Origin of the sequence: Chryseobacterium sp. 22458, assembly GCF_052044975.1 — a bacterium.
GTDB lineage: Bacteria > Bacteroidota > Bacteroidia > Flavobacteriales > Weeksellaceae > Chryseobacterium.
Genome location: NZ_JBQEOA010000007.1, coordinates 15,166 through 41,815, shown reverse-complemented (window position 1 = coordinate 41,815; position 26,650 = coordinate 15,166). Strand labels below are relative to the sequence as shown.

At 36.7% G+C, this 26,650-nt stretch carries 32 protein-coding genes; 21 read left to right on the top strand and 11 right to left on the bottom strand.

Features of this window, described 5'->3' with window-relative positions; translation table 11 throughout:
* Positions 1–147: 147 nt before the first annotated feature.
* From ACTJJF_RS19900 to ACTJJF_RS19850, 11 genes are all read left to right on the top strand, one after another.
* Entirely contained in the window at positions 148–990 is an 843-nt protein-coding gene (locus ACTJJF_RS19900) for a hypothetical protein (protein ID WP_440700779.1), read from the top strand.
* A gap of 142 nt (positions 991–1,132) precedes the next feature.
* The gene (locus tag ACTJJF_RS19895) at positions 1,133–2,536 is read left to right on the top strand and encodes an MFS transporter (RefSeq protein ID WP_440700778.1); all 1,404 of its coding nucleotides are present in this window, start codon (positions 1,133–1,135) and stop codon (positions 2,534–2,536) included.
* Between the two features lie 155 nt (positions 2,537–2,691).
* Positions 2,692–3,567 (top strand): pirin family protein, encoded by an 876-nt coding sequence (locus ACTJJF_RS19890; protein ID WP_440700777.1) that lies wholly within the window; start codon positions 2,692–2,694, stop codon positions 3,565–3,567.
* A gap of 149 nt (positions 3,568–3,716) precedes the next feature.
* Complete coding sequence (locus tag ACTJJF_RS19885; protein WP_440700776.1) at positions 3,717–4,028, top strand: GNAT family N-acetyltransferase; 312 nt, start codon at positions 3,717–3,719, stop codon at positions 4,026–4,028.
* Between the two features lie 49 nt (positions 4,029–4,077).
* A complete protein-coding gene (locus tag ACTJJF_RS19880; RefSeq protein ID WP_440700775.1) occupies positions 4,078–4,977 on the top strand; it encodes a pirin family protein in 900 nt (299 codons plus the stop codon).
* A 14-nt stretch (positions 4,978–4,991) separates the two neighbouring features.
* The gene (locus ACTJJF_RS19875; protein ID WP_440700774.1) at positions 4,992–5,531 is read left to right on the top strand and encodes an NADPH-dependent FMN reductase; all 540 of its coding nucleotides are present in this window, start codon (positions 4,992–4,994) and stop codon (positions 5,529–5,531) included.
* Positions 5,524–6,102, top strand: a complete 579-nt coding sequence (locus ACTJJF_RS19870; protein ID WP_440700773.1) for a TMEM175 family protein — start codon at positions 5,524–5,526, stop codon at positions 6,100–6,102. Before ACTJJF_RS19875 ends, ACTJJF_RS19870 begins: the two co-directional genes overlap by 8 nt.
* A gap of 1 nt (position 6,103) precedes the next feature.
* A complete protein-coding gene (locus ACTJJF_RS19865) occupies positions 6,104–6,322 on the top strand; it encodes a (4Fe-4S)-binding protein (protein ID WP_440700772.1) in 219 nt (72 codons plus the stop codon).
* Positions 6,322–6,717, top strand: a complete 396-nt coding sequence (locus ACTJJF_RS19860) for an OsmC family protein (protein WP_312302500.1) — start codon at positions 6,322–6,324, stop codon at positions 6,715–6,717. The genes ACTJJF_RS19865 and ACTJJF_RS19860 overlap by 1 nt, the downstream gene beginning before the upstream one ends.
* A 2-nt stretch (positions 6,718–6,719) precedes the next feature.
* The gene (locus ACTJJF_RS19855) at positions 6,720–7,007 is read left to right on the top strand and encodes a GNAT family N-acetyltransferase (protein WP_002984420.1); all 288 of its coding nucleotides are present in this window, start codon (positions 6,720–6,722) and stop codon (positions 7,005–7,007) included.
* 363 nt (positions 7,008–7,370) lie between these two features.
* The gene (locus ACTJJF_RS19850; RefSeq protein ID WP_312302498.1) at positions 7,371–8,930 is read left to right on the top strand and encodes a sodium:solute symporter; all 1,560 of its coding nucleotides are present in this window, start codon (positions 7,371–7,373) and stop codon (positions 8,928–8,930) included.
* Positions 8,931–9,088: 158 nt separating this feature from the next.
* Here ACTJJF_RS19850 and ACTJJF_RS19845 read toward each other — a convergent pair whose 3' ends face one another.
* Positions 9,089–11,332 (bottom strand): reprolysin-like metallopeptidase, encoded by a 2,244-nt coding sequence (locus ACTJJF_RS19845; protein ID WP_440700771.1) that lies wholly within the window; start codon positions 11,330–11,332, stop codon positions 9,089–9,091.
* Between the two features lie 233 nt (positions 11,333–11,565).
* Between ACTJJF_RS19845 and ACTJJF_RS19840 the strand changes: the two genes are divergently transcribed.
* The 3 genes from ACTJJF_RS19840 to ACTJJF_RS19830 all read left to right on the top strand — a co-directional run bounded on the left by ACTJJF_RS19840 (position 11,566) and on the right by ACTJJF_RS19830 (position 14,029).
* Complete coding sequence (locus ACTJJF_RS19840) at positions 11,566–12,087, top strand: hypothetical protein (protein ID WP_440700770.1); 522 nt, start codon at positions 11,566–11,568, stop codon at positions 12,085–12,087.
* A 108-nt stretch (positions 12,088–12,195) separates the two neighbouring features.
* Complete coding sequence (locus ACTJJF_RS19835; protein WP_312302796.1) at positions 12,196–13,050, top strand: transketolase; 855 nt, start codon at positions 12,196–12,198, stop codon at positions 13,048–13,050.
* Positions 13,051–13,081: 31 nt separating this feature from the next.
* Entirely contained in the window at positions 13,082–14,029 is a 948-nt protein-coding gene (locus ACTJJF_RS19830; protein ID WP_312302490.1) for a transketolase family protein, read from the top strand.
* Between the two features lie 166 nt (positions 14,030–14,195).
* Here the strand turns inward: ACTJJF_RS19830 and ACTJJF_RS19825 are convergent, their stop codons facing one another.
* From ACTJJF_RS19825 to ACTJJF_RS19790, 8 genes are all read right to left on the bottom strand, one after another.
* Positions 14,196–14,717 carry a hypothetical protein gene (locus ACTJJF_RS19825; RefSeq protein WP_440700769.1) on the bottom strand — a complete coding sequence of 174 codons (522 nt, stop codon included), beginning with the start codon at positions 14,715–14,717 and terminating at the stop codon, positions 14,196–14,198.
* Positions 14,695–15,174 (bottom strand): hypothetical protein, encoded by a 480-nt coding sequence (locus ACTJJF_RS19820; protein ID WP_440700768.1) that lies wholly within the window; start codon positions 15,172–15,174, stop codon positions 14,695–14,697. Before ACTJJF_RS19820 ends, ACTJJF_RS19825 begins: the two co-directional genes overlap by 23 nt.
* Before the next feature lie 47 nt (positions 15,175–15,221).
* Positions 15,222–15,767 (bottom strand): hypothetical protein, encoded by a 546-nt coding sequence (locus tag ACTJJF_RS19815; RefSeq protein WP_440700767.1) that lies wholly within the window; start codon positions 15,765–15,767, stop codon positions 15,222–15,224.
* 24 nt (positions 15,768–15,791) lie between these two features.
* Positions 15,792–16,328: a DMP19 family protein gene (locus ACTJJF_RS19810; RefSeq protein WP_440700766.1), complete on the bottom strand. Its 537-nt coding sequence runs from the start codon at positions 16,326–16,328 to the stop codon at positions 15,792–15,794.
* 39 nt (positions 16,329–16,367) lie between these two features.
* Positions 16,368–16,901 (bottom strand): DUF4303 domain-containing protein, encoded by a 534-nt coding sequence (locus ACTJJF_RS19805; protein ID WP_440700765.1) that lies wholly within the window; start codon positions 16,899–16,901, stop codon positions 16,368–16,370.
* Between the two features lie 112 nt (positions 16,902–17,013).
* Entirely contained in the window at positions 17,014–17,190 is a 177-nt protein-coding gene (locus ACTJJF_RS19800; RefSeq protein WP_440700764.1) for a hypothetical protein, read from the bottom strand.
* Between the two features lie 22 nt (positions 17,191–17,212).
* Positions 17,213–18,166, bottom strand: a complete 954-nt coding sequence (locus ACTJJF_RS19795) for a DUF3829 domain-containing protein (protein ID WP_440700763.1) — start codon at positions 18,164–18,166, stop codon at positions 17,213–17,215.
* Positions 18,167–18,227: 61 nt separating this feature from the next.
* On the bottom strand, positions 18,228–18,551 hold the full coding sequence (locus ACTJJF_RS19790; RefSeq protein ID WP_440700762.1) for a DUF4870 domain-containing protein: 324 nt from the start codon (positions 18,549–18,551) through the stop codon (positions 18,228–18,230).
* Between the two features lie 239 nt (positions 18,552–18,790).
* Here ACTJJF_RS19790 and ACTJJF_RS19785 point away from each other — a divergent pair, with 239 nt between their 5' ends.
* From ACTJJF_RS19785 to gwsS, 7 genes are all read left to right on the top strand, one after another.
* Entirely contained in the window at positions 18,791–20,641 is a 1,851-nt protein-coding gene (locus ACTJJF_RS19785) for a helix-turn-helix transcriptional regulator (protein ID WP_440700761.1), read from the top strand.
* Between the two features lie 584 nt (positions 20,642–21,225).
* Positions 21,226–21,423 (top strand): TIGR04139 family peptide modification target, encoded by a 198-nt coding sequence (locus tag ACTJJF_RS19780; protein WP_312302460.1) that lies wholly within the window; start codon positions 21,226–21,228, stop codon positions 21,421–21,423.
* 185 nt (positions 21,424–21,608) lie between these two features.
* A complete protein-coding gene (locus tag ACTJJF_RS19775; protein WP_440700760.1) occupies positions 21,609–22,418 on the top strand; it encodes a hypothetical protein in 810 nt (269 codons plus the stop codon).
* Positions 22,419–22,581: 163 nt separating this feature from the next.
* Positions 22,582–23,502, top strand: a complete 921-nt coding sequence (locus tag ACTJJF_RS19770; RefSeq protein ID WP_440700759.1) for a hypothetical protein — start codon at positions 22,582–22,584, stop codon at positions 23,500–23,502.
* Positions 23,499–24,401: a grasp-with-spasm system ATP-grasp peptide maturase gene (gwsG, locus tag ACTJJF_RS19765; RefSeq protein WP_312302450.1), complete on the top strand. Its 903-nt coding sequence runs from the start codon at positions 23,499–23,501 to the stop codon at positions 24,399–24,401. The genes ACTJJF_RS19770 and gwsG overlap by 4 nt, the downstream gene beginning before the upstream one ends.
* Complete coding sequence (locus tag ACTJJF_RS19760) at positions 24,398–24,580, top strand: hypothetical protein (protein ID WP_312302448.1); 183 nt, start codon at positions 24,398–24,400, stop codon at positions 24,578–24,580. Before gwsG ends, ACTJJF_RS19760 begins: the two co-directional genes overlap by 4 nt.
* A 53-nt stretch (positions 24,581–24,633) precedes the next feature.
* Complete coding sequence (gene gwsS / locus ACTJJF_RS19755; RefSeq protein ID WP_440700758.1) at positions 24,634–25,728, top strand: grasp-with-spasm system SPASM domain peptide maturase; 1,095 nt, start codon at positions 24,634–24,636, stop codon at positions 25,726–25,728.
* Between the two features lie 3 nt (positions 25,729–25,731).
* Here gwsS and ACTJJF_RS19750 read toward each other — a convergent pair whose 3' ends face one another.
* Positions 25,732–26,109: a hypothetical protein gene (locus ACTJJF_RS19750; protein WP_440700757.1), complete on the bottom strand. Its 378-nt coding sequence runs from the start codon at positions 26,107–26,109 to the stop codon at positions 25,732–25,734.
* Between the two features lie 69 nt (positions 26,110–26,178).
* Positions 26,179–26,649, bottom strand: a complete 471-nt coding sequence (locus tag ACTJJF_RS19745) for an Lrp/AsnC family transcriptional regulator (protein WP_065400659.1) — start codon at positions 26,647–26,649, stop codon at positions 26,179–26,181.
* Position 26,650: the final 1 nt, after the last annotated feature.

Here is a 26,650-nt window from a genome sequence, read left to right as displayed (position 1 = left end):
CCAATATATTTTTGACTTGAGTCACTTAACTCATTCAGTTATAATTTATCAATCCTGTAGCAATACAGGATTCTTTTTTGAATTAACAATAACAATATAGCATAATTTAACTCACAATCCAAAATAATATCTAATAAATAATTATATTTGGAAAACGAAAATATCAATTATATAAAAATGAGAAGAAACCTTACTGTTTTATTTGCCTTATTAACCATCAGTTTTGCTTTTGGACAGGGAAAGTATGGCAAATATCTGAATTCAAAAAAGCTTGCTTTGGCTTATAAGAGTGTAAAAGATGCAGATAAAGACGACTACTATCAGCAATTCTACTGGCTGGTAAAGGCTGAACAACTTAAAACTTATCCTCACTTAAAAGATATAAAACCTGTTGTTTTATATGAGTTTGTAAAATATGTAAACCCTCAGAATCCGACCAAAAAACTGGATGCAAGGGGTAAAGAATTGAGAGCAACCGCAGAATTATCTTTAAATCAATACTTTAAAAATAAAAAATTTGAAAACAATTCTGTTCTGATGTACAACCTTGAAACCTATGTAGACCCTTCAAAAGGACAGTACTACACTAAGGTTGACCCTGAAAAGATCAAAGAACTGGTACCGAAGGAACTCTTTGCCTTTAATTCATTCAACAGGAATATGGGAGAAGAAAAAACCTATTATCTTTGGATTGATAAGAAAAAAGATGATCTGAATATTGTAGACATCATTCCTAGTGAGAAAGATGATAAAGATTTCTATACCAGACTGAAGCAGTATCTTCCAAGCTATAAGTTTTCAAAATATGTTCCTTCTGTAAAAAAAGGAAATAAATCTGATAAAACCGATATAGAATATTATTACATCATGCCATTTGAGCAGAATACCGATAATATTGAATACAAAACAAAGGATTTCAAAAAATTCACTCTGAGCCAGTACAGAAAAGCCGGCGACGAATGGAAAGGAGTAGAAAAACCTAGAAAATAAATCAAAAAGTCCTGTGAAATTTCACAGGACTTTTTTAATTTTATATGGATTTCTTTATCTAAAGATCAAACCGCTTAAAGCAAGCACTTTTTTCAAAATAAAAATAAGTCTGGAAATTCCCGGATCCTCCAGCCTATACGAAATGACAGAAATAAGTCCGCAACAGACATCCATAAAGAAAATTCTCCCATTGATTCTGGCTACTGCTATTTTCATGCAGATGCTGGATTCTACGATTCTGAATACATCTTTACCCTCTATAGCCAAAGACCTCAATGAATCTCCGCTGAATATGCAGAATGCCATCATCAGCTACGTTCTTACCCTCGCTGTATTTATGCCTGCAAGCGGCTTTTTGGCAGACCGTTTCGGAACAAAGAAAATATTTATCTTTTCGTTGGTGTTATTCAGTCTCGGATCTTTATTCTGTTCTCTGTCCCAAAATCTTACCCATCTGGTGATCTCCAGAGTGGTTCAGGGTGTGGGAGGAAGCCTCATGACCCCTGTTGGAAAATTAGCACTCATTAAAACTTTTGATAAAAATGAACTGCTCAAAGCGATGAACTTCGCTATTATTCCGGCTCTTATCGGGCCTGTACTCGGGCCATTGGTAGGAGGTTATATGGTGGATTATTTATCTTGGCACTGGATATTCCTGATCAATATTCCCATTGGTATTTTAGGAATTATTTTGGGATTAAAATTTATGCCCAACTACAAATCAGACGATGTTGATTTCGATTTAAAAGGCTTTTTAATTTTTGCAGCCGCCTCTCTTCTTCTTTCGATATCACTGGAACTTTTTGGGGATATACAGAATATTACTCCGGTCCTGCTTGTATTTATATTAGGATTTCTTTTTCTTTATTATTATTACAGACATGCCAAGAGAGGCGGCAATCCTATTTTCCCTTTAAACCTTTTCCAGGTGCGTACATTCCGGGTAGGTATTGTAGGAAACCTGGCCACGAGATTGGGGATCAGCTCTGTTCCTTTGCTATTGCCACTTATGATTCAGATTGCGTACAAACAATCCGCAGTCACGTCAGGCTGGATCATTGCACCAATGGCCCTTACCGCTATTTTCGGAAAATCTTCTGTCATTAAAATTCTGGATAAATATGGTTACCGTCAGACCTTAATGGTTAATACTTTCATTATCGGAACACTGATCTGTCTGCTTGCCATTCCCGATATACACACGTCTCTCTATTGGTTTGTGCCGATCATTGCCGTATTAGGTTTTTTCAATTCCATTCAGTTTACCTCTATGAATACGATTTCCATTGCAGACCTGCGTAATTTTCAGACCAGCAGCGGAAACTCACTCATATCGGTCAATCAACAGCTCGCCATCGGCTTTGGAATTGCTTTCGGGCTGATCGTTTTAAAACTATTTGAAAATACGAACCTCATCAACGGCGAGATTCACAATGCATTCCGCTATACTTTTCTTACTGTAGGTCTGTTGACTATTGTATCAGGATTCATATTCAGAAGACTTCATATTTCGGATGGAAAAAATATGAAATCGAAGGATGACTGATTCTTTTGGTGAAACAGATCAGAGAAAAAAAATAAGACAAAATCTCTTTCACGTTTTTGCTCAGCTCATGTGTTCATTCCCTTGACGAACTTATCACAGATCAATGCGATTTACTTTTAGCTATGGTAATTTTGTTTACATAAATCAACAATGTGATGGCAACTAAAAAAATAGAAATCGTAGTATCACCAAGACCTGCACATTTTGTAGGCGATGGATTCAGGGTTCATAATTTCATTCCGGGAGTACCTGGATTGGATATGAAAAGAATGGATCCGTTTATTATGCTTGATTACAATTCAAAATTTCATTTCAATGGTTCGGACAGACCAAGAGGTGTAGGAGTTCATCCGCACAGAGGGTTTGAAACCGTAACGATAGCGTATAGCGGAAAAGTAGAGCACCATGACAGCGCTGGCGGTGGCGGTGTTATAGGAGAAGGTGATGTTCAGTGGATGACCGCAGCAAAAGGAGTTCTTCATAAAGAGTACCATGAAACAGCATGGGCAAAAGAAGGAGGAATTTTTCAGATGGTTCAGCTTTGGGTAAATCTTCCGGCAAAGGATAAAATGAGCTGCCCGAAATACCAAGCTATTGAAAACTCTAAAATGGAAAGAGTAGATCTGGGTGAAAACGGCTTTGTGGAAGTGATTGCCGGAGAATACAGAGGTCATAAAGGTCCCGCCAGTACTTTCACCCCTATTCATATGATGAATGCAAAACTTAAAGCGGGTGGAAAAGCTGAATTTAATTTTCCTGCTCATTTCAATACGGCAGCTTTAGTGATTGAAGGAAATATCATCATCAACGGAGAAGAGAAAGTGAAAGCCGATCATTTTGCTCTGTTTAAAAATGAAGGGGAAAACTTCACGATTGAAGCGGGTGAAGATGCTGTTGTCTTGATCATCAGCGGAGAGCCCATCAATGAACCTATCTACCCTCACGGGCCTTTTGTCATGAACTCCAGAGAGGAAATTATGCAGGCTTTTGAAGATTTTAATACAGGAAAATTCGGCTATCTGGAAGATTAAAGAATAGATTTAAGCTTTCCTTAATCTCAGATGATTTCTTTTTTATTAACTTTATATAACATTTAACCGGGATACATGTGGGACATCAGAGTCTGTATATATTATGGTCTTGATGTCTTACAGCTCCCATCACTTTTAATCTTAATATTATGAAACCAGAATTTGAAAATATACCTCTAGTAAAAACTGATAAAAGATTTGAAATAGAACTTAATAGTCATTATGCGTTTATCGATTACCGTGAAACGACTCATCAGATCGCTCTGATACATACTGAAGCAGAACCGGAACTGGCCGGAACAGGCGCTGCAGCAGCTGTGGTAGAAAAAACACTGAACTATATTGAAGAAAGCGGCAAGAAACTTCTTCCCTATTGCCCTTATGTTTTTGCTTTTATCAGGAAACATCCGGAATGGAAACGTATCGTTGATGAAAGGTTTGATGGATATGACAAGCTTTAAATTTCAGTTTATTTTAATTAAAAAAATAATATAAAAGTATTACATCATTATGTCAAATATTGGATTAATTATAGAAGAAAAAGCAGCAGACATCGGTAACTTTCTGGTAGGAAGATTACTTCCTTTCCGTGAAAAAAGAGCGGTGGGACCTTTTGTTTTTATCGATCACATGGGGCCTTCAGAATTAAAGGATTATCAGAATCTTGATGTTCCTCCACATCCTCATATCGGTTTGTCTACCCTCACCTACCTTCTGGAAGGATCTATTTTCCACAGAGACAGTATCGGAAGTGCTGTTGAAATAAAGCCAGGTGCCGTTAACTGGATGACTGCCGGAAAAGGAGTTGTACATTCAGAAAGAACCCCTGAATATTTAAGACACACCGATAAAAGACTTCACGGATTCCAGATCTGGGTAGGACTTCCGAAGCATCTTGAGCAATCTGAACCTACATTTAATCATATTGAAGAAGATGAGATTCCTGTTTGGGAAGAAGATGGTATTCAATATAAACTAATTGCAGGTGAAGCCTTTGGCAGAACATCTCCGGTTCCGGTACACAGCAAGTTATTTTTCATCGAAATAAAAACAAAAGAGGCTAAGAAAATAAGCATCGGAAAAGATCTTTACGGAGAAGCTGCAATGTATGTTCTGGACGGAACGGTGACCACAGAAGGAAATTCTTATGGTTCAAAACAACTGATGATCGCTAAAGATACCAAGCTTTGTGAATTTGATATGAGCGAAAACGGAACGGTATATCTTTTCGGTGGTGAGCCATTTGATGAAGAACGTTTTATATTCTGGAATTTCGTTAACTCTGATAAAGAATTAATTGATCAGGCAAAAGTAAACTGGAATGATCAGAATCATGATGCGTTTCCTTTGGTTCCGGGCGATGAAAATGAATACGTTCCGCTTCCTAAGGCTATTTTAAACAGAAAATAATTTCAGTTCAAACCATGAAAATATTAGCATTTGCAGGAAGTACGTCTTCCACTTCTATTAACAGGGAACTGGTAAAATTTGTTCTGAAAGATTTTCAGAAGGAAGAAATCAACCTGATTGACCTCAACGATTTCACCATGCCTGTTTTCTCTGTAGACCTTGAAAAGAAGGGTTTTCCGGATGAAGCACACAGGTTTTTAAAGGCTATTGAAGAATCTGATGTCATTATCTGCTCTCTTGCAGAGCATAACAGGTCTTACAGTGCAGCCTTCAAAAATGTTTTCGACTGGGCCTCCAGGATTAATGTAAAGGTATTCCAAAACAAACCTATGCTTCTGATGAGTACTTCTCCCGGAGGTTATGGCGGTGGAAATGTAATGAATACGGCAAAAACCTTCTTCCCCCAGTTTGCAGCAGATATCAAAGATACTTTTTCACTTCCGAAGTTCTATGAGAATTTTGACCTGGAAAGCGGAGTGATTAACCCTGATATGCTTGCTGATCTGAAAAATAAGATAGAAAATTTCAAAAATCAGTTTGCTACCAATGACTAAGGGAAGACTGGAAGCTTTCAGTGATGGCATTCTGGCCATCATTATTACCATTATGGTTCTTGAACTGAAAGTTCCGGAGGGAAGCAGCTGGACTAGTCTCAAACCTCTCCTCCCCAAGTTCTTAGCTTATATTTTCAGCTTTATTTATGTTGGAATCTATTGGAACAATCATCATCATTTGTTCCAGACAGTAAGAAAAGTAAACGGAAGTATTTTATGGGCTAATCTGCACCTGCTGTTCTGGCTCTCATTAATGCCTATTGCAACAGAATGGATCGGGACTACAGGCTTTGCCGAAAATCCGGTTGCTACGTATGGTATAGGACTGATCATGAGTGCCTTTGCCTATACTATTTTGGAAAATGTAATCATCCGATGTGAGGGTGAAAATTCAAAACTAAAAGAGGCTATACACTCAAGAACTAAAGAATATATATCGATTATATTTTATATACTTGGCATAGCTACTTCATTTTTTTATCCTTATATTGCCATAGGTTTTTATTATATCGTGGCTCTCATATGGCTGATTCCTGACAGAAGAATCGAAAAATCATTAAAAGAAAATTGATATGGAAACACACGAATATCCCAACGGTAACATCACTGTCATCTGGCAGCCCCAAAAGTGTATCCACTCGGCTGTATGTGTAAAAATGCTTCCCAAAGTCTACAATCCCAAAGAAAGACCCTGGATAAAAGCAGAAAATGCAACTCCCGAAGAACTAAAAAAACAGATAGACCAATGCCCCTCAGGAGCATTAAGTTATAAATTCAACACAGAAAAATAATGGCGGTAACGGTAAAAGCGAGTTTAGGAAAAACAAAATATTATACGGAAGTAACGGCTGGTGAAAATCAGATCATTACTGATGAACCCATCGATAAAGGCGGGCAGAACAAAGGTTTTAACCCTTTGGAAATTCTGGCTACCTCTCTTGCAAGCTGTACAGCAGCTACTTTGAGAATGTATATTGATAGAAAGGAATGGGACGTGGAAAACATCAATGTAGAAGTAGAACTTGAAAATTTCCCACTGACCAAAAGGGCTATATTCAAAAGAGACATCAGCTTTGAAGGAATACTGGATGCTGAGCAGATGAAAAGGCTTCACACCATTGCGGATGCGTGCCCGGTTCATAAAATATTAACCAATGACATTGAAATACTAACTAAATTCTCATAAATATGATCGAAGTAAAACAAAACAACGACGAAAAACACGGAAGTTTTGAAGCTTTCATAGATGGAAGACGCGCAGGAATGATGACCTATACCTGGGCAGGAGAAGAAAGATTTATTATTGACCACACCGAGGTGGAAGAAGCCTACAACGGAAAAGGTGTAGGTAAGGAAATGCTTCTGGCTGCTGTGGATTTTGCGAGGAAGAACGGAAAAAAGATTATTCCGCTTTGTCCTTTTGCCAAAGCCAGCTTTCAGAAGAGTGAGGAACTTCAGGATGTTTTAGTGAACTAATCACTGTTTTCCACCCTTACAATATAAACCTTTCAGCGTAAATCTGGAAGGTTTTTTCTTTATATGATCTTGATTTTTAACGCTAAATTCACAAGGATTTATTTTAATTCATTAAAAGGTTCGCAAGAGCGTTTCACTCAGCAAAACTATAAAACAACTTTAGAAAGGATGATAGAGATAATTGGTTTATGAGCTTCATAACTTCCTTCACCCGGCTTCCAGCTTCAAACCTTTTTGAAAAACACAAATTCAACTCCGGACTTAAGGTACAACTGCACCTATTATATAAAAACAGGCTCTGAACTAAATTCACGATTCACGATCGATCTTTTTTATATATTTGCTGAAATTTAAAATATAAGCATGAATCCAGGAACAGTCCTTTTGCTATTTGTATTTGTCTACTTTGTAGGTCTTTTGGTGATCTCTTATTTCACCAGCCGGAATTCCGATAACCAGTCATTTTTTATCGGAAATAAAAAAAGTAAATGGTGGCTCGTTGCATTCGGAATGATAGGTACCAGCTTGAGCGGGGTTACCTTTATTTCTGTTCCGGGAACTGTTGGTAAAATGACCGGCTCAGAATATATCTACGGTGGTTTTGAATATTATATGATGGTAATCGGTTTCTTCATCGGATATTTTATAGTGGCTGCCATATTATTACCATTGTATTATAAGATGAATCTGACATCCATTTATACGTATCTGGGGAAAAGATTCAATGTGGAAGCGCATAAAATCGGCTCTATATTTTTTATCATTTCCAGAGCGATAGGGGCTACGGCAAGGCTGTACCTGGTGGTCAATGTATTACAGATATTCCTTCTGGAAGGCCTTGGTGTTCCTTTTTGGGTAACTTCTATGGTGCTTTTACTGATGGTACTTCTCTATACTTTTGAGGGAGGTGTAAAGACCATTGTTATTACTGATACTTTACAGACTTCTTTTATGATCATCAGTCTTGTAGCATGCATCGTCTATATTCTTTCTAACCTGAATCTGTCTTTTGGAGAAGCTTATACAATTCTGGAGCAGAAAAACTATACTCATTTTATCAATTTTGATCCCAACTCAAAAACATTTTTCCTGAAAACCATTTTGGGCGGTATTTTTATCACCATTGCCATGACGGGATTGGATCAGGAAATGATGCAGAAAAATATTTCTGTTGACAATCTTAAGAATTCAAAGAAGAATATGCTGACCTTTGCAGGAACGCTTCTTCTGGTAAATCTTGCCTTCTTATTCCTTGGCGGACTGCTTTATCTTTTTGCTCTGCAGAACGGTGCGGAATACGGAACAACAGGCACAGATCCTGTAAGTAATATTTTCGGGTTTAAAGATGCTTCCGGCAATATCAAAAATATCATGGGAGACGACCTTTTCCCTGCCCTTTCTCTTCAGGGATATTTCCCGATGACCATTTCGATTATTTTCATCATCGGGTTGATTTCGGCGTTATTTCCTTCTGCTGACGGGGCTTTAACGGCTGTTACAAGTTCGTATTGTGTAGACTTATTAAACCTTAATGAAGATAAGACCAAAACAGAAAAAGAAAAGAAGCGCCTGCGTATGAAAGTGCATTTGATTTTCACGGTTGTTTTCTTCTTACTGATCATGGTTTTCAAGGCTTTAAATGACAAATCTATCGTTTATCTGATCATGGAAGTTGCAGGTTATACTTACGGACCGCTTTTAGGACTGTTTGCTTTCGGGATTTTCACCAAATTTAAAATTTCAAGAAAATATTCAATTCTTATGGTGACTATTCTGGCTCCTGTTCTTACCTATCTGATCAATATGGCGGTAACCAGCTATACGGATTACAGAATTGGTGTGGAGCTGATTGTACTCAACGGCTTGCTGACATTTATTGGTCTGTGGCTGGTAAAGGATAAACAATATTTAAGAGTTGTTTAACTGATATTCATTTAAAGTTTGGCAGAAGCCATTCGATTTCATTTTGTATTTCATAAGGGGCAAAACCCGTTTATATGATCAATATTAAATTAAAAGGCTGTTTTCAATATACGAAAACAGCCTTTTAATATTTTTATCAGATTAACGGATTCAGAGCTTTAATCCCTGATCCATTTTACAGTTTTTTCAAAGTTTTTGGTTTTGATTCTGATGATATAGTCTCCTTTTACTAAATGCTCAAGATTAAAGGTTCCTATAGCATCACGTCCTGATTTATTATCCGTTTTACCAAATACCAGCTTTCCGCTTACATCATATACTGTAATATCAAATGCATCATTTGAATTGGTGAATTTAATATTCAACAAGCCTTTGCTTGGGTTAGGATACACCGCAAATACATCTTTATTTCCTGCCACTTCATTTACAGCAAGGTTTTGACTGATTGTGAAATTGACAGGGCTGATATTAAAGAAAACATTTCCAGCTCCGGCCACCATGATTCTTGCCTGTGATGTATTGACATTAGGAAGGGTAATAGTCTCTGAACCGTCATTCGGGGTAGAATCCAGGATAGTAATAGGATAAGTAAATCCGCCATCTGTTGAAAGGTAGATACTTACATTGGCACAGTTTACAGGAGCAGCGGTGGTATTGGCCACATCCCATGTGATTGTTTGCGTAGTATTACCTACCCAGCTTACAGCCGTCGCCGGTGCTGTTACTTTAAACGGTCCGGAATTACCATCAACTGTGATAGATGCATCATCATTAGCAACTCCTGCACAACCGGAATTGTTATCTCTTACCGTCAGTCTGAATTCCATGCTTCTTCCATAAGAAGGCAGAATTTCACCTTTGGTAACGGTCCCATTGATGATATCGGTAATTTTCGGGAAATATCTGTAGGAATCGGTTACCGGCATAAAGGTTCTGAATAACGGAGCAGTTCCTGTAGGAGCATTCCAGTCTCCCCCATATAGTGTTCCCCCGGAATCGTTTTGTTCCCAGCAAAAGGTAAGCGGATCATTTTCAGCATCTGTGGCAGAACCGGTGAGCTTAAACGGTGTGCCTTTAGGAATAGTATAATCACTACCTGCATTCACAACAGGAGCGGTATTTGAAGAAGGTGTTGTTACCTGACATGCAGTTGATTGTACTTTCGTTGTAATAGACTCAAAGGAACGGGTATGGAAGATGGGAATACTATTATTAGCCAGATTATTCACAGTGCCACAAATTCCTGCATAAGCCATAATGGTAATTCCACTGCCAGGCTCTACAGCATTGGCAGCACTTCGGTTGCTACCTCCACAATTAACGGTTGTTGCATTGAAGGTATGGGGTCCACCAAATTGATGTCCTACTTCATGAGCAACATAATCAATATCATAAGGATCTCCCACCGGATTAGGAGAACCGGTAATCCCTCTTGCTTTCTGGGAATTGTTACAGATCACTCCCAATCCTGCCAATCCACCGCCACCCGTACTGAAAGTGTGGCCTATATCAAAATTAGCTGTTCCGATCAGGGCTGTAATCTGGGTCTGGCTTTCGTTGATCAATGTACCTGCACTATTGTTTCCATTAAAAGGATCTGTGGCAGGATCTGTAAAGATAATACTGGTTTCATTGTCTACCAATATCAACCTGGAGGCTACTTCCTGCTCGTACACCCCGTTTACTCTGTTTACGGTTGTTACAATAGCTGAAAGGGTTTGAGCGACGGTAGGAGTAGGTAATCCTGTGGCTGCTTTTGCATACTCACCCGTACAGGCTACGGCAAATCGGAAAATTCTAATTTGAGTTCCTACGCTTGGAGTAACGGTTTTTCCTGTGCTTTTTTTTTCCAGAGGAAGTTCCTCATCTTTTGTTTCACAAATTCTCGGATTTTTGTCAATTAAATCCCCTTTCTTATAAATGATATAATCATTGATATTATTTTTTGCATAAGGGTCTATGTAGGTATCTCCTGTTACCACAGATTTTATCTGGGCATGGAATCCCAATTCCGTTATATCCAGTTTTATAGTGGCATAGCGGTCATCTATACCTTGCCCTGTCAGGGTAACAATTTGAGGAAACTGACTTGCTAATTTCGGTGCCATTACAGAAGATTTCCAGATTCGGAATCTGGCTTTCGACCCGTCAGACATCGGTAAGATAATCATCGGTGCGTTGTCTTTACGATCCGTATCTTTCAGTTCAGGAACGGAGTTAAAGTAATTTTTCATTCCAGCCACATCCAGTGTGTAAGTCACAAACTTTTCAGGCTGTACTGTTCTCTTTTCGGTTTCTGCTTTGATAGATCTTTCACTGACTGCAGTAAAAAAATCCTGTGCTTTTCCCAGGGAAATGGATAAAATAAATACCCCCAGATAGGATAAATGTTTAATTTTCATATTTTATGGTGTTGATTTTTTATAAAATTAGCTAAATATATGTAAATAAGCAAAAAATATAAATATTATTTTACAAAAACCACAAAATAACGATTTTATAAGGTTTTAGATATAAAAGTATATTTTGTTTTTATTTTTGTTTGTCCGGCTTCATTTAACCCGCATCAATACTCTATTTTGATTATCTTTGATGGCAATAATAACTTATCAAATAAGAACGGGAAGTAAAGATTATGAAAAAAATTATTTCATTTTTTGTATTGATTCTGGCATTCGGTTTTATGAATGCACAGGAAAGCTTTGAGTTATCCACTTTAAGAATCGGGCCTTACAAAATTTTCATGGATAAAAAGGAGGCTGAAAAAATAGCCGGCACATCGCTGAAAATAACTGACGGGGATAAAAAAAACAATGTAAAATACAATGGCGAAGTGATTGGTATACAGCTTTACAGCGGATACGGCGGAGAAGCAAATCCGGACGGTATTGTGATCACAGGAATGACCACTACCAGTAAAAAGTTTAAGACAAAAAGCGGTATGGGAATCGGGAATACCAAAGATGAGCTGATCAATGCTTACAGAAATTATCCTCACTTCAATGTAAACCCTGCTTATGATGAGCAGACTGGAAAATCACTTAAGCAAGCCGGATATTTCACATTGGAAGATGATGATGCGGGAACGCAATTGATTTTTAAATTAACCAATAATATTGTTACTGAAATCACAGTTTATATTAATGAAGGCTGTTAAAAGCATTAAAATATTCAAATAAATAAAAATCCGGGTTTTTCAGATCCGGATTTTTGTATTTCCGTAAGCCATTAAAAAAGTGTAAATTTGCGTGCAAATAAATCAGATATAATGAGTAAAAGTATTGAAGAGTTAAAATCTCTTACTACGCAGATCAGAAGAGACATTTTAAGAATGGTTCACGCTGTAAATTCAGGACACCCGGGCGGAAGTTTAGGTTGTACGGAATACTTCACAGCGCTTTACGGTAAAGTAATGAACTACAAGTTGCCTTTCACGATGGAAGGGAAAAATGAAGATCATTTTTATTTATCAAACGGACACATCTCTCCGGTATATTACTCTACTTTGGCAAGATTCGACTTCTTTCCGGTAGATGAATTGAGAACTTTCAGAAAATTAGACTCAAGATTGCAGGGTCACCCTACTACTCATGAAGGTCTTCCAGGAATCAGAATCGCTTCAGGTTCTCTTGGACAAGGACTTTCTGTAGCTCTTGGAGTAGCTGAAGGCAAGAAACTTGACGGAGATCAGTCTCTTGTTTACTCTCTTCACGGAGATGGTGAACTTCAGGAAGGTCAGGTTTGGGAAGCTTTGATGTATGCTGCTGCTAAAAAAGTGGATAATATCATTTCTACTATTGACTACAACGGACGTCAGATTGACGGTGATACTGATGATGTATTAAGCCTTGGTAATCTTCATGCTAAACTTGAAGCATTCGGATGGATCGTTTTGGAAGAGAAAAACGGTAATGATCTTGAAGCGGTAATCGGTATTCTGGAAAAAGCAAAAACAGAAACAGGAAAAGGTAAGCCTGTAGCCATTATCCTTCATACTGAGATGGGGTACGGAGTAGATTATATGATGGGTACTCATGCATGGCACGGGAAAGCTCCTAACGATGAGCAGCTGGATACAGCATTCAAACAATTATACCTGGAAGCGCCGGCAGACTACTAATATCTTACAATATCGATTAATAAAAATAAAAATGAAATATACATATACAGAAAAAAAGGACACTCGTTCAGGATTCGGAGCAGGATTAGCTGAACTTGCTGATAAAAACCCCAATGTAGTAGCACTTTGCGCAGACCTTATCGGTTCTTTGAAAATGGAGAAATTCATTGAAAAAGCACCTGAAAGATTCTTCCAGGTAGGTATTGCTGAAGCGAATATGATGGGGCTTGCTGCAGGTCTTAGTATCACAGGAAAAATTCCTTTTACAGGAACTTTCGCTAACTTCTCTACTTCCAGAGTATACGATCAGATCCGTCAGTCTATCGCTTATTCAGGTAAAAATGTAAAAATCTGTGCCTCTCACGCAGGTCTTACTTTAGGAGAAGACGGAGCTACACACCAGGTTCTTGAAGATATCGGTATGATGAAAATGCTTCCGGGAATGACGGTAATCAATCCTTGTGACTACAACCAGACAAAAGCGGCTACTATTGCTATTGCTGAGCACGAAGGTCCTGTATATTTAAGATTCGGAAGACCTACCGTTCCTGTATTCATCCCTGAAGATATGCCTTTCGAGATCGGAAAAGGAATTATGCTTCAGGAAGGGACAGATGTAACGATTGTTGCAACCGGGCACCTTGTATGGGAATCTCTTGTAGCAGCTGATGAGCTTGAAAAAGAAGGTATTTCTTGTGAAGTGATCAACATTCACACCATCAAGCCTCTTGATGAAGAGATCATTTTAAAATCTGTTGAAAAAACAGGTAAGATCGTAACTGCTGAGGAGCACAACTACCTTGGAGGTTTAGGAGAATCTGTTGCTGGAATGCTTGCAAGAAGAAGACCTACAAGACAGGAATTTGTAGCTGTAAACGATACTTTCGGAGAATCTGCAACGCCTGCTGAGCTGATGAAGAAATATAAAATTGATGCTGCAGCGGTAAAAGAGGCTGTGAAGAGAATTTTAGCTGACTAACTATTAGTGTAATCATATAACTGCGGGCTGTTTCTTCGAAACAGCCCGCAGTCTTTATTGAATGAGTGATTCAATGTTGGAGTTTTGTTGTGGAATACCACCCCTCCGGAAGAAGGGAATGGTAATACTCCCGTTTTTCATGATATTTAGTTTCTACCCTTCATTATTATTGTTCTGCCTGCTGATTCAGAGGAATTCCAACGGCAATCAAAACAGGACATAAAATTTTTTCTATATACTCATCTTCTCTCCTGTTGGAAGCTTTTGAGTCTGAGAAATAATTGCTGATCTTATAGCTTTTCACAAACAGGTTTCTTTTTTTTCCGATGGCATAATAATATCCTCCCCTGTCGTCATTGATGGAATAAGCCATTTCGTCAAAATTCATGATTTTTCTGGTGAGTATCCATTTTCTGTAAATACACTTTTCAGATTTATTAAAAATATACTTCACTGGAATTCTGAAAAAGAGATCAAAGAGCAGATATCCCATATAAACTACCCACACTGCCAAAACAACCCTGAAGGCATTTCCTGATATTGTATCTATAAAATAATAAATGATTGCAGGAATTACAATGATCCCCAGTGCCAGCCACCACACGAGGGTTCTGAGAAAGCTGTAATTGGGCATGAAGCTTATTTCACTGCCGTTCTCTTCAAATTTATAGTGGTCTGTGATATCCATGATCCTGATCATTGATTTTCATAATATCCTCTGTTTCATTTACCATCTTCTGTATGCCCTTTTGCGTCACCGCCTGTCCTATGGTCAGATGTTTTTCTTTACCATCAACTTCAAAATAAATTGACAGGATTACATTAGTAGTAATGAAACCAAGATATTTTGTAGCCAGCACATGGAAATTGGTAAAATCTTTAATATCATACGTTCTTGCCGGAACAAAAATCGTATGTTTTCCGGTAATGGTCTTCCTGTCCATATCAATAATAAACTTCTTGGTAAAAAAATTGACTATAATGAGGGCTACCACTGCAATGATAATAAAACTCACCGTTCTCGCACTGTTAAAAATAAAACCTGCTATGATTAAAAAGATAACGCACAGCACTGTTATAAATACCGGCTGGTTTTTAAAAATATATTGATTTCCTTCCTGTTTATAGAATTGATAGTTATTCATAATGTAAAATATAATTTAGGTTTTAATGTTATATAAAATTTCGTTGATTAATTGTACCGTTGGGCAATCTCATCTTCGTTGATGGTTTTCAGGGTATTGAGGTCTGTTCTGAAGTACGTATCATGAATAGAGAAATAGGCATCCATCTTTACTGAGGTCTGTGTCTTTGCTTCTTTCCAGCAGTCAAAGAACCATTGTTCAAACAGCCGGTACTTTTCATCATCATACTCATCCAGGATATCATCAAAATTGTCGCCTTCATAATGATCCTGAAAGTCTGCAGCCTGAGTCCATATTTTTTCAGGAATCAGAGCACTCCATTTTTCGTTTTTTTGAGCTGTGTTTTCATTTTTTCCTGGCAAAGCTGTTTTTTCTGTAGCCATCTTGCCTGCCCTATCTACTCCCCAGCATATGATATTCAGGTATTCGAATTCATATTCAAAATAGAAAGCCTTAATATCTGACTGTTCTTTATTTTCAAGATATTGTATATTTTCTCCTTTAAGCAAACGGACAAGATCATCAGTAAGATCTCCGGAGATTTCTTTCAGATATTGCTGAAGCTCTATATTGAGTTTTTTAAGAATTTCCATTGTCACAATATTTAAAAATTAATTTTATCGTTCAATCTCGTGACCGACGATTATTTCCAGTTCCGAAAACATATCTTCCACAGACAATACTTTCAGATCCGGATGTTGTCTCAGCCATTCGGAATGAAGCGCTGTAAGATTTTCTTCAAGGCTGTAAAAGGAATCATTTTTCAAAAAATCTCTTGTTTTGTTCGGGCCGAAATACTGACCTTCCAGATACTTCCGAAGTTCTCCTTCTTCAAGGCTTTCCGCTTTGGCACACTGCTCCAGAAAAAGTTCCAGATGGTCTTTGCTTTTCATTTTCTTTAAACCTTCCTCAATAATTTTATTCAATTCTGCCGACCAGCCTGAATTCCACACAAACTGCGAAAAATTTCCATTTTTATACTGCCAGAAATAATAATCAACATAATAACTCATAACTGAGTCTTCATGGATATTTTCTTCATCAATTCCTTCTTCTCCCAGGAGATTGACTACAGAAATATTGGAACGGATAAGATCGTAAGGATCACTACTTTGGTGAGATGCATCTGAGACAATTATTTTATCCAGCTTCATAGTATATATTTAAATGTGTCTTTTTATGTTCTCATTCTTTTAATTGCCCCAGGTATCCATCCACTCCAGATATTCACTTTTATATTCATTATCATTGAGTCTGACAATGATGTTCTTCAGATCCTGCTTCTCAAATTCATAATCTGAAACGGTAAAAATCAGGAAAATATCTTGACCTGTAATCTGTCTGAAAAAGTCTTCATTTTTAAGTTTTTCCAATACTTCAACACATACTGAGTACAATCTGGCCTGGAAGTCTTCAAACCATTCATCATCCTCACAATGCTGGTCTAGTTCAGCTCTCAACAGGCTGCATATTGCATTAAACTCATCATCAGCGCCTTCCATTTCATAGGCCCATTCTGCAGGTTCATACTTATAATAAAGCGCATCATCCTCATCTGCTGCTTCCAGCATCTTCAGTGTATTGGCAGCAGGGCACACCGTCATTGCACCTTCATCACTGTACAATGCAAAGCTGTAAACCTGTTCTCTGCTATGTTTTTCATACATTTCCAAAAAGGCTTTCTTTGCAGCATCTTCTATCTGTTGTTTCAAAATTTCGAAATCCATACTTCTTTTCTTTTTTAAAATGGGCGGTAAAATTACCTTAATCCTGTCATATCAGATCATTATATTCATCAAAGTATAGCCAGTTTCATGATTATGGCTACATTATTTCCGATTATCTGTTTTTATTATACAGGATCAATCCGGGGATAATAAGTGCTACAGCAAGAAGCATTGGAGGCAGATCTCCATAGCCGAACAGCCATGAGGTTTCTTTGGACGGCCCTATTTTTATTACTACTGTCAGACAAAACCCTAACAGGATCAGAATAATTCCTAATGTTTTTTTCATCATATCAATTTTTAAGTTATCATTAATCTACAAAGTTGTTGTAACGATCAAGTACAAAGCCTGCTTCTCTTTCCAGGGCATCAAGATCACTGTTTAGCCCTTCGCTGTTTTCATTCAGGCTTCGCTGTACAATTCTCATCTTCCCCAGAAAATCATTGACAGAGTTATTAAATGCCAGATAGCTGCTTTCTTTCTGTTTTTCTGATGACGGAATCTCTTCATCCCTGTTTCTTACATATAATTTTTCCATTTGCTGATATTGCCGGGCAAATTTGGTTTTATAAGCATTCAAGTCTGTTATATCATAAGACTCATCAATGATTTTCTGAGCCAGTTCCATAGCTTCTCTGGACTGAACGATCTGTTTTTTAAGCGGATGATTTTCAAGAGTTGCTATTTCGGCCTTATCTGCTTTTGGAGAAAGTTTGGTAAATAATTCATTGGCAGCAGAACGGTTTTCTTTCATAATCTTCTCTGCTTTTTCACTGATTTCCGTTACTTTTTTCCCTTTATCATCTTTCCAGTCTTCTGCATCTTTGTATGCTTCAAGCTCTTTTTTCAAGTTCTTCAGCTGTGAAGCTGTATCTTTCATTTTATCAACAAGGATCTGATAATCTTTGCCCAGTACATCAGGCGCTTTGATCTCCTGCTCTGCCCACATCATGACAACAGGAGTAAACAGGGGCGACATACCGGAATATTGAGGATTTTCGGTAGCATTTTTCACATAGGTATTCATCTGCTCCAATGCATTCTGAAAGTTTTTTATAAACTCAGACTGGGCATCATCCATTTTTACCACTTTATTATTAAAAGTGATAATATCCCTGTTCTCATCTCCTGAATTAACGCTGAAGGGATTCACCTGCCGGGTATCATTCTGTGAAAGTTTTTCTTTCATTTTTTCCAGCTTATCACATGATATCGTGGAAAAACAAAGTATAAGCATTCCTGCTGTAATTAATGATCTTTTCATAATATAATAGTAAGCGTTAGAAGAATCATTTCATGTTTTTATTATAAAGAAATGCGAGACCTTACCCTATGAATGAAAATTTATCTTCAAACATTTTCCCGATCAATGGTAAAGGTTTCTCCACTTCATTGGCTGCATTAATAATTCCTATAATAGCCCATACCCACGGAAGCAATCCGAACAGACCAACTAAAAAGCCTAATTCTGTTATTAAAAATAAAACATTGAGAACAGCATACAGGATAAAGGTACTGATGACCAATCCCAATGATTGCTTCAGGTGGTATCTCAAAATACCGTCAGCTTTATCCTTACCTGAAAAGAAAGAAATCAGCCATCCGAAAATAGTAATGTATGATACGATAGATAATGTTTTGTTGTCCATAGCTGTAAAATTTTTATAATTAATATTTCTGTTTTTTGCTGATCCAAAATTGCAGCAGAAAAATCAGACTCCTGTTTTTTCAATGACTACAAAACAACTGTACCTCCCGAAAGCGATGACTACAAAACGACTACAAACAAATATAAAACACTGAAAATAAACCAATTGAAACGAACCCTCAGGTTTATATTTTCAGATCATAAATTGACAGTTTTCTACAATTTTTGTACTTTCACCTCATGAAACTGAAAGGCTCATTTTTATACTTTTTATTTTTTTTCTGCACCTTATTTCCTGCTCAGGATGTCTTTACCGATGATCTTAAAAACCGGCTGAACAATGGTCATACTTCTGTGGCCGAAAAATTTAAAATCTACAATGAGCTTACAGAATACTACAGGGTAAGTGATCAGTATCCTGCTGCCGGAAAATATGTTCAGCAGCAACTGGAACTGGCCCAAAAAGAGAGGAACTATGCCGAAGAAGTAAAAGCCCTGGCTCAAAACGGAATTATTAAGCTCAACCAGTCTCAATATGACAAAGTACCTCCTATCATTGATGCTGCCAATGCCATTGTACAAAAAACCAACGATAAAACAGCAGCACTGTACGCTACCTATCTGAACATCTACTATAATAATGCTTTGGGCGAATTTGAGCATACCATCAAACTCATTCAGAAAACGCTTCCACAGGTTGAGAAACTGCCTTCGGAGATTTTGTTGAATGCCAAGCTCAATTACCTTCTCTACGGCATCTATACTGAATGGAATGATGCTGAAAATGCCACGCTGTATGCCAAAAAAGCAGTAGAGCTGGCTCAAAAATCAGGGAATAAAAATATGCTGAGTTCTGCCTATTCAGCAATGGCAGTCTGTTATTATTTTCCGTATGAAAAAACCGGGGATTTAAAGGACCTGAAGCGGGTGATTGAGATGTGTAAAAAAGCAGTTTTGCTTTATCATCAGTTTCCGGGACAGGTTTCTGCCCATGCTCATGCTATGGCTTTATTAAATCTGGCCAATTACAACCTGAGCTATCCGGTCATTACCCCGGAAATACGCAAGGAAATTCAGGAAAACACAGCTGAAATCCTCACCCTAACGCAGCATACAACATTAAACCAGGGCATCCAGGCCGGGGCACTTGGAATTTTGAGTAATCTGGCTTCACGGGATAAAAACGATGCTTTATCTGAGCAATATCTTCTGAAAGCAGAACAAATTCTGCTTACCCAGAAACCGGTCTATTATCATGTGATGATCAACGTTGTTCAGGACCTTGCACAGCTGTATGCAAAACAAAACAACTACCGGAAAGCATTTGAGTATCAGTCAAAAGTAGCAGAATACAGCCATAAGCTGTTTGATGAAGGGCAGGCAGAAACGGCAAAAAGACTGGAAGCCCAGTTTCAGTCACAACGAAAAGAATCCGAACTCAGGTCGCTTACAGAAAAAACAGCCAGCCTGAAAAAAGAGAAACTTCTTTATATAGGTTTAGGGATTATCGGCTTGATCGGAGCTTTCTTTATGTTCCGCTCCTATCATTTTAAATTGCGATACTCTATAGAAAGGGAAAAAAAGCTTGATACTGAAAAGCATGATGCTGAAATGCAGATTAAACTTCAGAGGGAAGAACAGGCCAGATTAAAAGCAGAACAGGAATTGCTTACCCTACAACAGCAAAAGCTCCAGAGTGAGGTTTTAGCCAGCCAGCTCCATATCCAGCATAAAAATGAAGTGCTTCAGCAGCTTCAGACCAGGCTTTCTGATACTGATATCAATATACAACATGTTGTAAAGGGGGAAAACCGGATAGATAACGATTTTGAAAAGATCAGATTTACCATACAGGAGCTGCATCCGGATTTTTTTAAAAACATCAACGAAAGAGCCAAACAAAAACTTACGGCCCTAGATCTGAAATACTGTGCCTACATCTATCTTGGCATGGATACCAAACAGATCGCTCATCTGCTGAATGTAGAACCCAAAAGTGTAAGAATGACCAAGTACCGTCTGAAGAAAAAATTCGGACTGGATGAAAGTACAGCACTTGAGTCTTTTTTCCAGGGGGTATTTTCTGAGTAAATATTACATATTTTCACAAAAAAACTCAACAGTACTTTTATAATTTCTTTGCATTATTTTGTATTAAATATTGCATTACAATTGCATATTCATTGGTTTTACACCGGAACCCTTCATTTTTTACCAACCCGTTATTTGCGGTTTTTTTGTACAAGCTAAAGTTTAATTTCAGAACCTCATCAATACCGATACATATCAAATCCGAGAATGACATTTGTACAAACAGTAAATTTTTAATGCTGTATTGCGTTAATTTGATATTCTGTTATTTCCGGTTAATATCCATTTATACTATTAAAAGGATTCTTATTTTTTTATAATATTTTCTCTGCACATTGCCGTCAATGTGTACACCATTCTATATAAAAATCACTGAAAAACATTGCAAAAAATTTACACATACAAATCAATTTTATCACTATTACGGGATCTAAATATTTATAGTTTTATCACATCAACGTTGATGAACAGATTCTTCATGTTAGATTGTATGTGTACAGTACAGGATAAATGTGAGAATTATTTGTACCCAATGTCAGGGGTTGTATGGCACAAGTGATCTATTAAATTAAAAAAATCTCAAAATGAAAAAATTAAATGGTATGAAGAGCAGCTTCTCTTCCGAAAACAAAAAATTACAAAGAAAAGACTTAAAATCAATTTTAGGTGGTGATGGTTATAAATACGTAGAAACTGACTGTGGTTCTACGTGCTATGATAAAGAGACCTGGAAAGACGGAGTTCATCTCAGTACTTTAAAAATAGATACCAGCATTAATTAACAGTGGTAATACAGATAGAGGGTATATCCCTCTATTTCTTCTTATTATCAATTCTGGCATCCAAATTTTTTAAGAACCTGCAAAAAATTAAACAGATTATATTCCTTAAACAGTTTATGAAACAATATACTTATTATATCCTATTATTTATTTTGATTTCTTTCTTATCATGTAAAAACCGGGAAGTGAATTACATTACTTATTACAACAAAGTAAATGAAATTGACAGTATATACAGAATGGCTGATAAACCTGAAAAAGCTATTAAAAAGTTCAAAAAACTGTTTCAGAAGTATGAACCTAAAAACCAAGAGCTCACTGAAGAATATAAAATATATATTAAGCTTGCAGATCAATACCATAAAAACTTTGGAGGAAAAAAAAGCCTATTCAAGCTTATTACACTGATAGCTCCCTATGGTAATGAATATAAAAAACTTTATCCGTTTTGCAAGAAATATGGGATAGACAGTTTGGAAGTCGACCAAAAAGTAGCGGACTGGAAAAAGAACCTGAATAAAAGACTTGTAGACTCCTTTAGTATTGCTATGATCCGTGACCAGAAAGGAAGACCTGAAAATATATCCCTTATATACAAGAACATTGAAAAAAATGTTGATCTTTTCTTATGGACATTTGAACATTATGGATTTCCTGACGGACAAAAAATAGGTAGATTAGGAAACGATGATGTTTTCATCGCCATGCCTACATTGCTAAGCCATATGATTGGCTCAAAAAAATATCCTGAATTCAGAAAAAAATTATTTGAATATGTGAAATCAGGCCATTGTTCTCCTCAAGAATATGCCTTAATGTCTGATACATATGATTATTATAGAAATACTGCTGTACGATACAGCTTACGGAATACTGATAAAGATTCTGTTCGGATTAACCGTAACCGAAAAAGTATTGGACTACCCAGTATAAAACATTCATCTAAAATCAGAAAAGATAAAATGAAGAAAAATGATTCTTATTCTTTCTACTAACCTGAAAACAACAATTGTAGCCCGCTTGATTTTATAAAATAGAAACCTTAGAGATACTTCAGTTGATATATAGGATAACCATAAGATTGATTATTGCCTCAATAGAATATCAGACTGACTATTTAATGAGAGTAAAGCCTACAAAACCACTTGCAAGATTATTATGAAATATTATAATATAAAAACACAAAATAAAGACATTAATTCAGCATATATAATTGGTCTGATTCTTTGCTTATTTCTTTCCGCCTGCAAAAATCGAAATTATATTTCATACTATAACAAGGTAAACGAAATTGACAGTATTTACCGTGTCACCCATCAAACCGACGAAGCTATAAAGCAGTATCGAAAATTATTCCGAAAATACAAACCCCAAAACCAGGACCGGAGAGATGAATATGAAAATTATATAAAGCTTGCAGATCAGCACCATAAAAATTTCGGTGGGAAGAAAAGTCTTTACAGGCTTATTCCCTTAATTGCGCCTAACTGGAGGTATAAAAAAGAAGATACCAGCTTTATACAGCTCTACAAAAAATATGGGATTGACAAGCAGGAAATGGAAGTGAAGGTTGAAGAATGGAAAAAAGGGCTTAACCAAAAACTGATAGATTCCTTTACCGTTGCATTTCAACGTGATCAAAGCAGCCGCAAAGAAGGAAATTATCAGGATGTCATTAAAAATGATAAAAAGAATGCCGAACTTCTGAAATGGATGTTTGAGAATTACGGGTTCCCAGGTTTACAAAAAATAGGCTTATGGAATGGTGATTTATTGATGCCTTCAGGACCAATATTGCTTCATATGGCTGATTATGAAGAGTATCATGAATATTTTAAAACCAAAATATTAGAGTATGTAAAATCCGGTGATTGCCCTCCCCGTGATTACGCCGCAATGATAGACAGAAATAATTCCCATCATAAACTACCCTACACATATGCAGTTTATCAGGGATATGAAAACATAAAAGACTCAGCAACCGTGAACCGTAACCGCAAAAGTATAGGGCTGCCAAGCTTAAAACACGCTCAATGGATCACTAAGGATTTCTTCAAAAAAATAAAAAAGAAAAATTGATACTTATCATTTCACATAATAACGAAATAACTACTACAGAAGTCATTAAATGGCTGCTAAAATTAGGAAAAAGCTTTATCCGGGTACATGAAGATGAAATTTTTGATATTAAGATCAAAGAAAAACGGATTTATATAGAGAGCCGGAGGAATCGTTTTTTTATTGATGAAATTACCAGTGTATGGTATAGAAGAGGTGGTTTGAAATTCAACCGTCTTCATTATAAAAATGATGCCATTAACCTTAATATGAATGAATACCAACATTGGCTGGAAGATTATATAATAAAAGTTTTAGAATCAAAAAAACATATCAACAAGCAAAGCAACAGTGATATTAATAAGCTTCTTGTACTTGAAGCGGCACAAAAGACCGGGTTGGATATTCCGGCATATTTTCTTGCTGACACCACAGATGATGTTATTTTAAATAAAACGATCATTAAAACCATTGGTGGAAATCCCCGAATGGAAGGCATACTCAAAGATTCCAGCGGTATGATGTATACAACGGTTATTCAGGAAAATGAAGATGAAGATTTTTTCATTACTTTCTTTCAGGAAAAGATTGAAAAAGATTATGAAATAAGAAGCTTTTATCTCAATGGCAAAGTTTGGTCCATGGCTATTTTTTCACAAAATGACGATCAGACCAAAGTTGATTTCAGGAAATACAATGATAAAAAACCCAACAGAAAAGTATCGTATCGTCTGCCAAAAAATATTGAGCAAAAAATACATCTGCTCATGCAGTCTTTAGACCTTAATTCCGGTTCTCTTGATTTCATTAAGAGCGACAGTAAATATTATTTTTTAGAAGTAAATCCTGTGGGCCAGTTTCTGGGAATGTCTGTCCTGTGTAATTATTTATTGGAAAAAGAAATAGCAGAATATTTATGAAAAAAGATTTTACCAACAAGGAAAAGCACAAGCTCCCCCTCACCTTTAAATATATTGACGTTGTAAAAAGTAAAAGCCGTGAGAAAAAACATTTTAGCATCACGATTCCTTGCGAAAAATACCATACGGATTCCTATGCAAAACTTAATCCTTACAAATGTCTGACAAGATTAGTATGAAATATCTTAATACATCTGTTTATGCTAGTATTCCACAAAATTTATATTAAAACATGAACTATTTTAATCTATTCAGCAATATTATTATCACTAAAGGAGCCGGCAGAATACTCATTTCAGATCTGCAGAGAAATGTTTCGGAATTATATCCCCTGGAATTGTATGACATTATAGTTGAGATGAAAAATCATTCCGTTGAAGACATTCTGAAAGGTTATGATAAAACATCCAGGCCGATCGTTCATGAATATATTAATCTTCTGCTGGAAAAAGAGTACGGATTTATCACAGAGAATAATTGGGACAGAAACTTTCCTCCTCTCTCCTATGATTACTATGAACCTGTAACCATAGCGAATCTCTTTATCGAAATGGAAGATATTGAGGTAATAAAAAAAATAAGATCATCAGCAGAAAACCTTGGAATCAGACATCTGGTTATTTACAGTTTGAAAACCTTAACACTGAAGGATTTTATAGAAATTGACAGTACTTTTACAAACTCAGTCTTATCCGGAATAGAAATATTTTCTCCGTTTCATCATGAGATTGACCGGTCTTTTATACAGGTTCTCCATCAGGAGACAGAACGAATTTACAGCATTGTTTTCTACGATTGTAAGCAGCCTCCTTTCAAAGCTAAAGATGAATACAGATTTACAGTACAGTTTGTGGAAGAAGATCTCAAAATATCTGCCTGTGGAAAAGTGGACATGAAATATTTCAATACCAATATTCCTAAAGTATTGGAATCAATCAATCACAATTCCTGCCTGTATAAAAAGATGGGTATCGATAAAAACGGGAATATTAAAAACTGCCCGCTGATGTCCGAAAACTTCGGAAATATTCACCAAAACAGTCTTGAGAAGATCTTAGAGCAGGGCAGTTTCAAAAAATACTGGAACCTTACCAAAGACCATATTGAAGTATGCAAAGACTGTGAATTCAGATATATCTGTACCGACTGCAGGGCCTACACAGAAAGAAACAGCCTTAATAAAGCAGGCCTTGATATTTCAAAACCTTTAAAATGCGGCTATAATCCTTATACCTGCGAATGGCAAAACTGGGCTGAAAATCCTTTAAAACAAAAAGCAATTCACTATTACCATCTGCAGGAGCTCAAAAGAGCTGCTATGGAATAAATCTTATCTGAAAAACTTCCATTTCGGAATGATTGCCAACATCCCGAAACCTGTGAACAGGAAAAGATTGGTAACATCCGTATACAGGAATGTAGACAGGTAATAATTGTGCATAAAGAAATGCAGTACCAAAAGTGCCGGAAACATAAAAATCCCGACTTTTTTATAGAAGAACATCAGCACAAGGCCTATCACCATCAGTACATCAATGGAAAAGATGATATAGAAATACCATCTGGGAATATCAAGGTATTCATGCTGCAAATATTCATCCACATCAATTCCCAGTCCCATTATGGTAAACAACATCAAGGCTGCAAATGCCAGTACAAATCCCCATCCTTTCTTCGGATCCTCGTCAAAATAACTGTATTCTTCCATACCTGCAAAAATAAAGAACTTATGAGAGATTTCATAAGTTCTTTTATAATTATTCGTTTAAAATTTGAATTAAATAGAGATCGCGTTGATCAGTCTATTTTTGTCACTCAGGAATTCTTCCATAGAAATCATACTCTCAGTTCTCATCACATCCTGAATGTCGTCGATCTGATAAATGATTCTTTTAGCATCATCTGTATTCTTCGCTCTTACTTTACAGAAAATATTATATTTTCCGGAAATAACGCTAGCTTCAATTACGTTAGGAATAGTTGACAATTCTTTCAGTACTTCCTGAGTACGGTTTGATTTTGTCAAAAGGATTCCTATGAAAGCTGTAAAGTGGTAATCCAGCTTGCCATAATCGATGTTAAGAGATGATCCCAAAATAATACCTGCATCTTCCATCTTTTTCACTCTTACGTGAATTGTTCCAGCAGAAACATCCATCTGCTTTGCAATTTCAGTAAAAGGCATTCTTGTATTTTCTACTAAGAAATCAAGAATCTTCTTGTCTATTTCGTCCAGTTGATAGTTCATA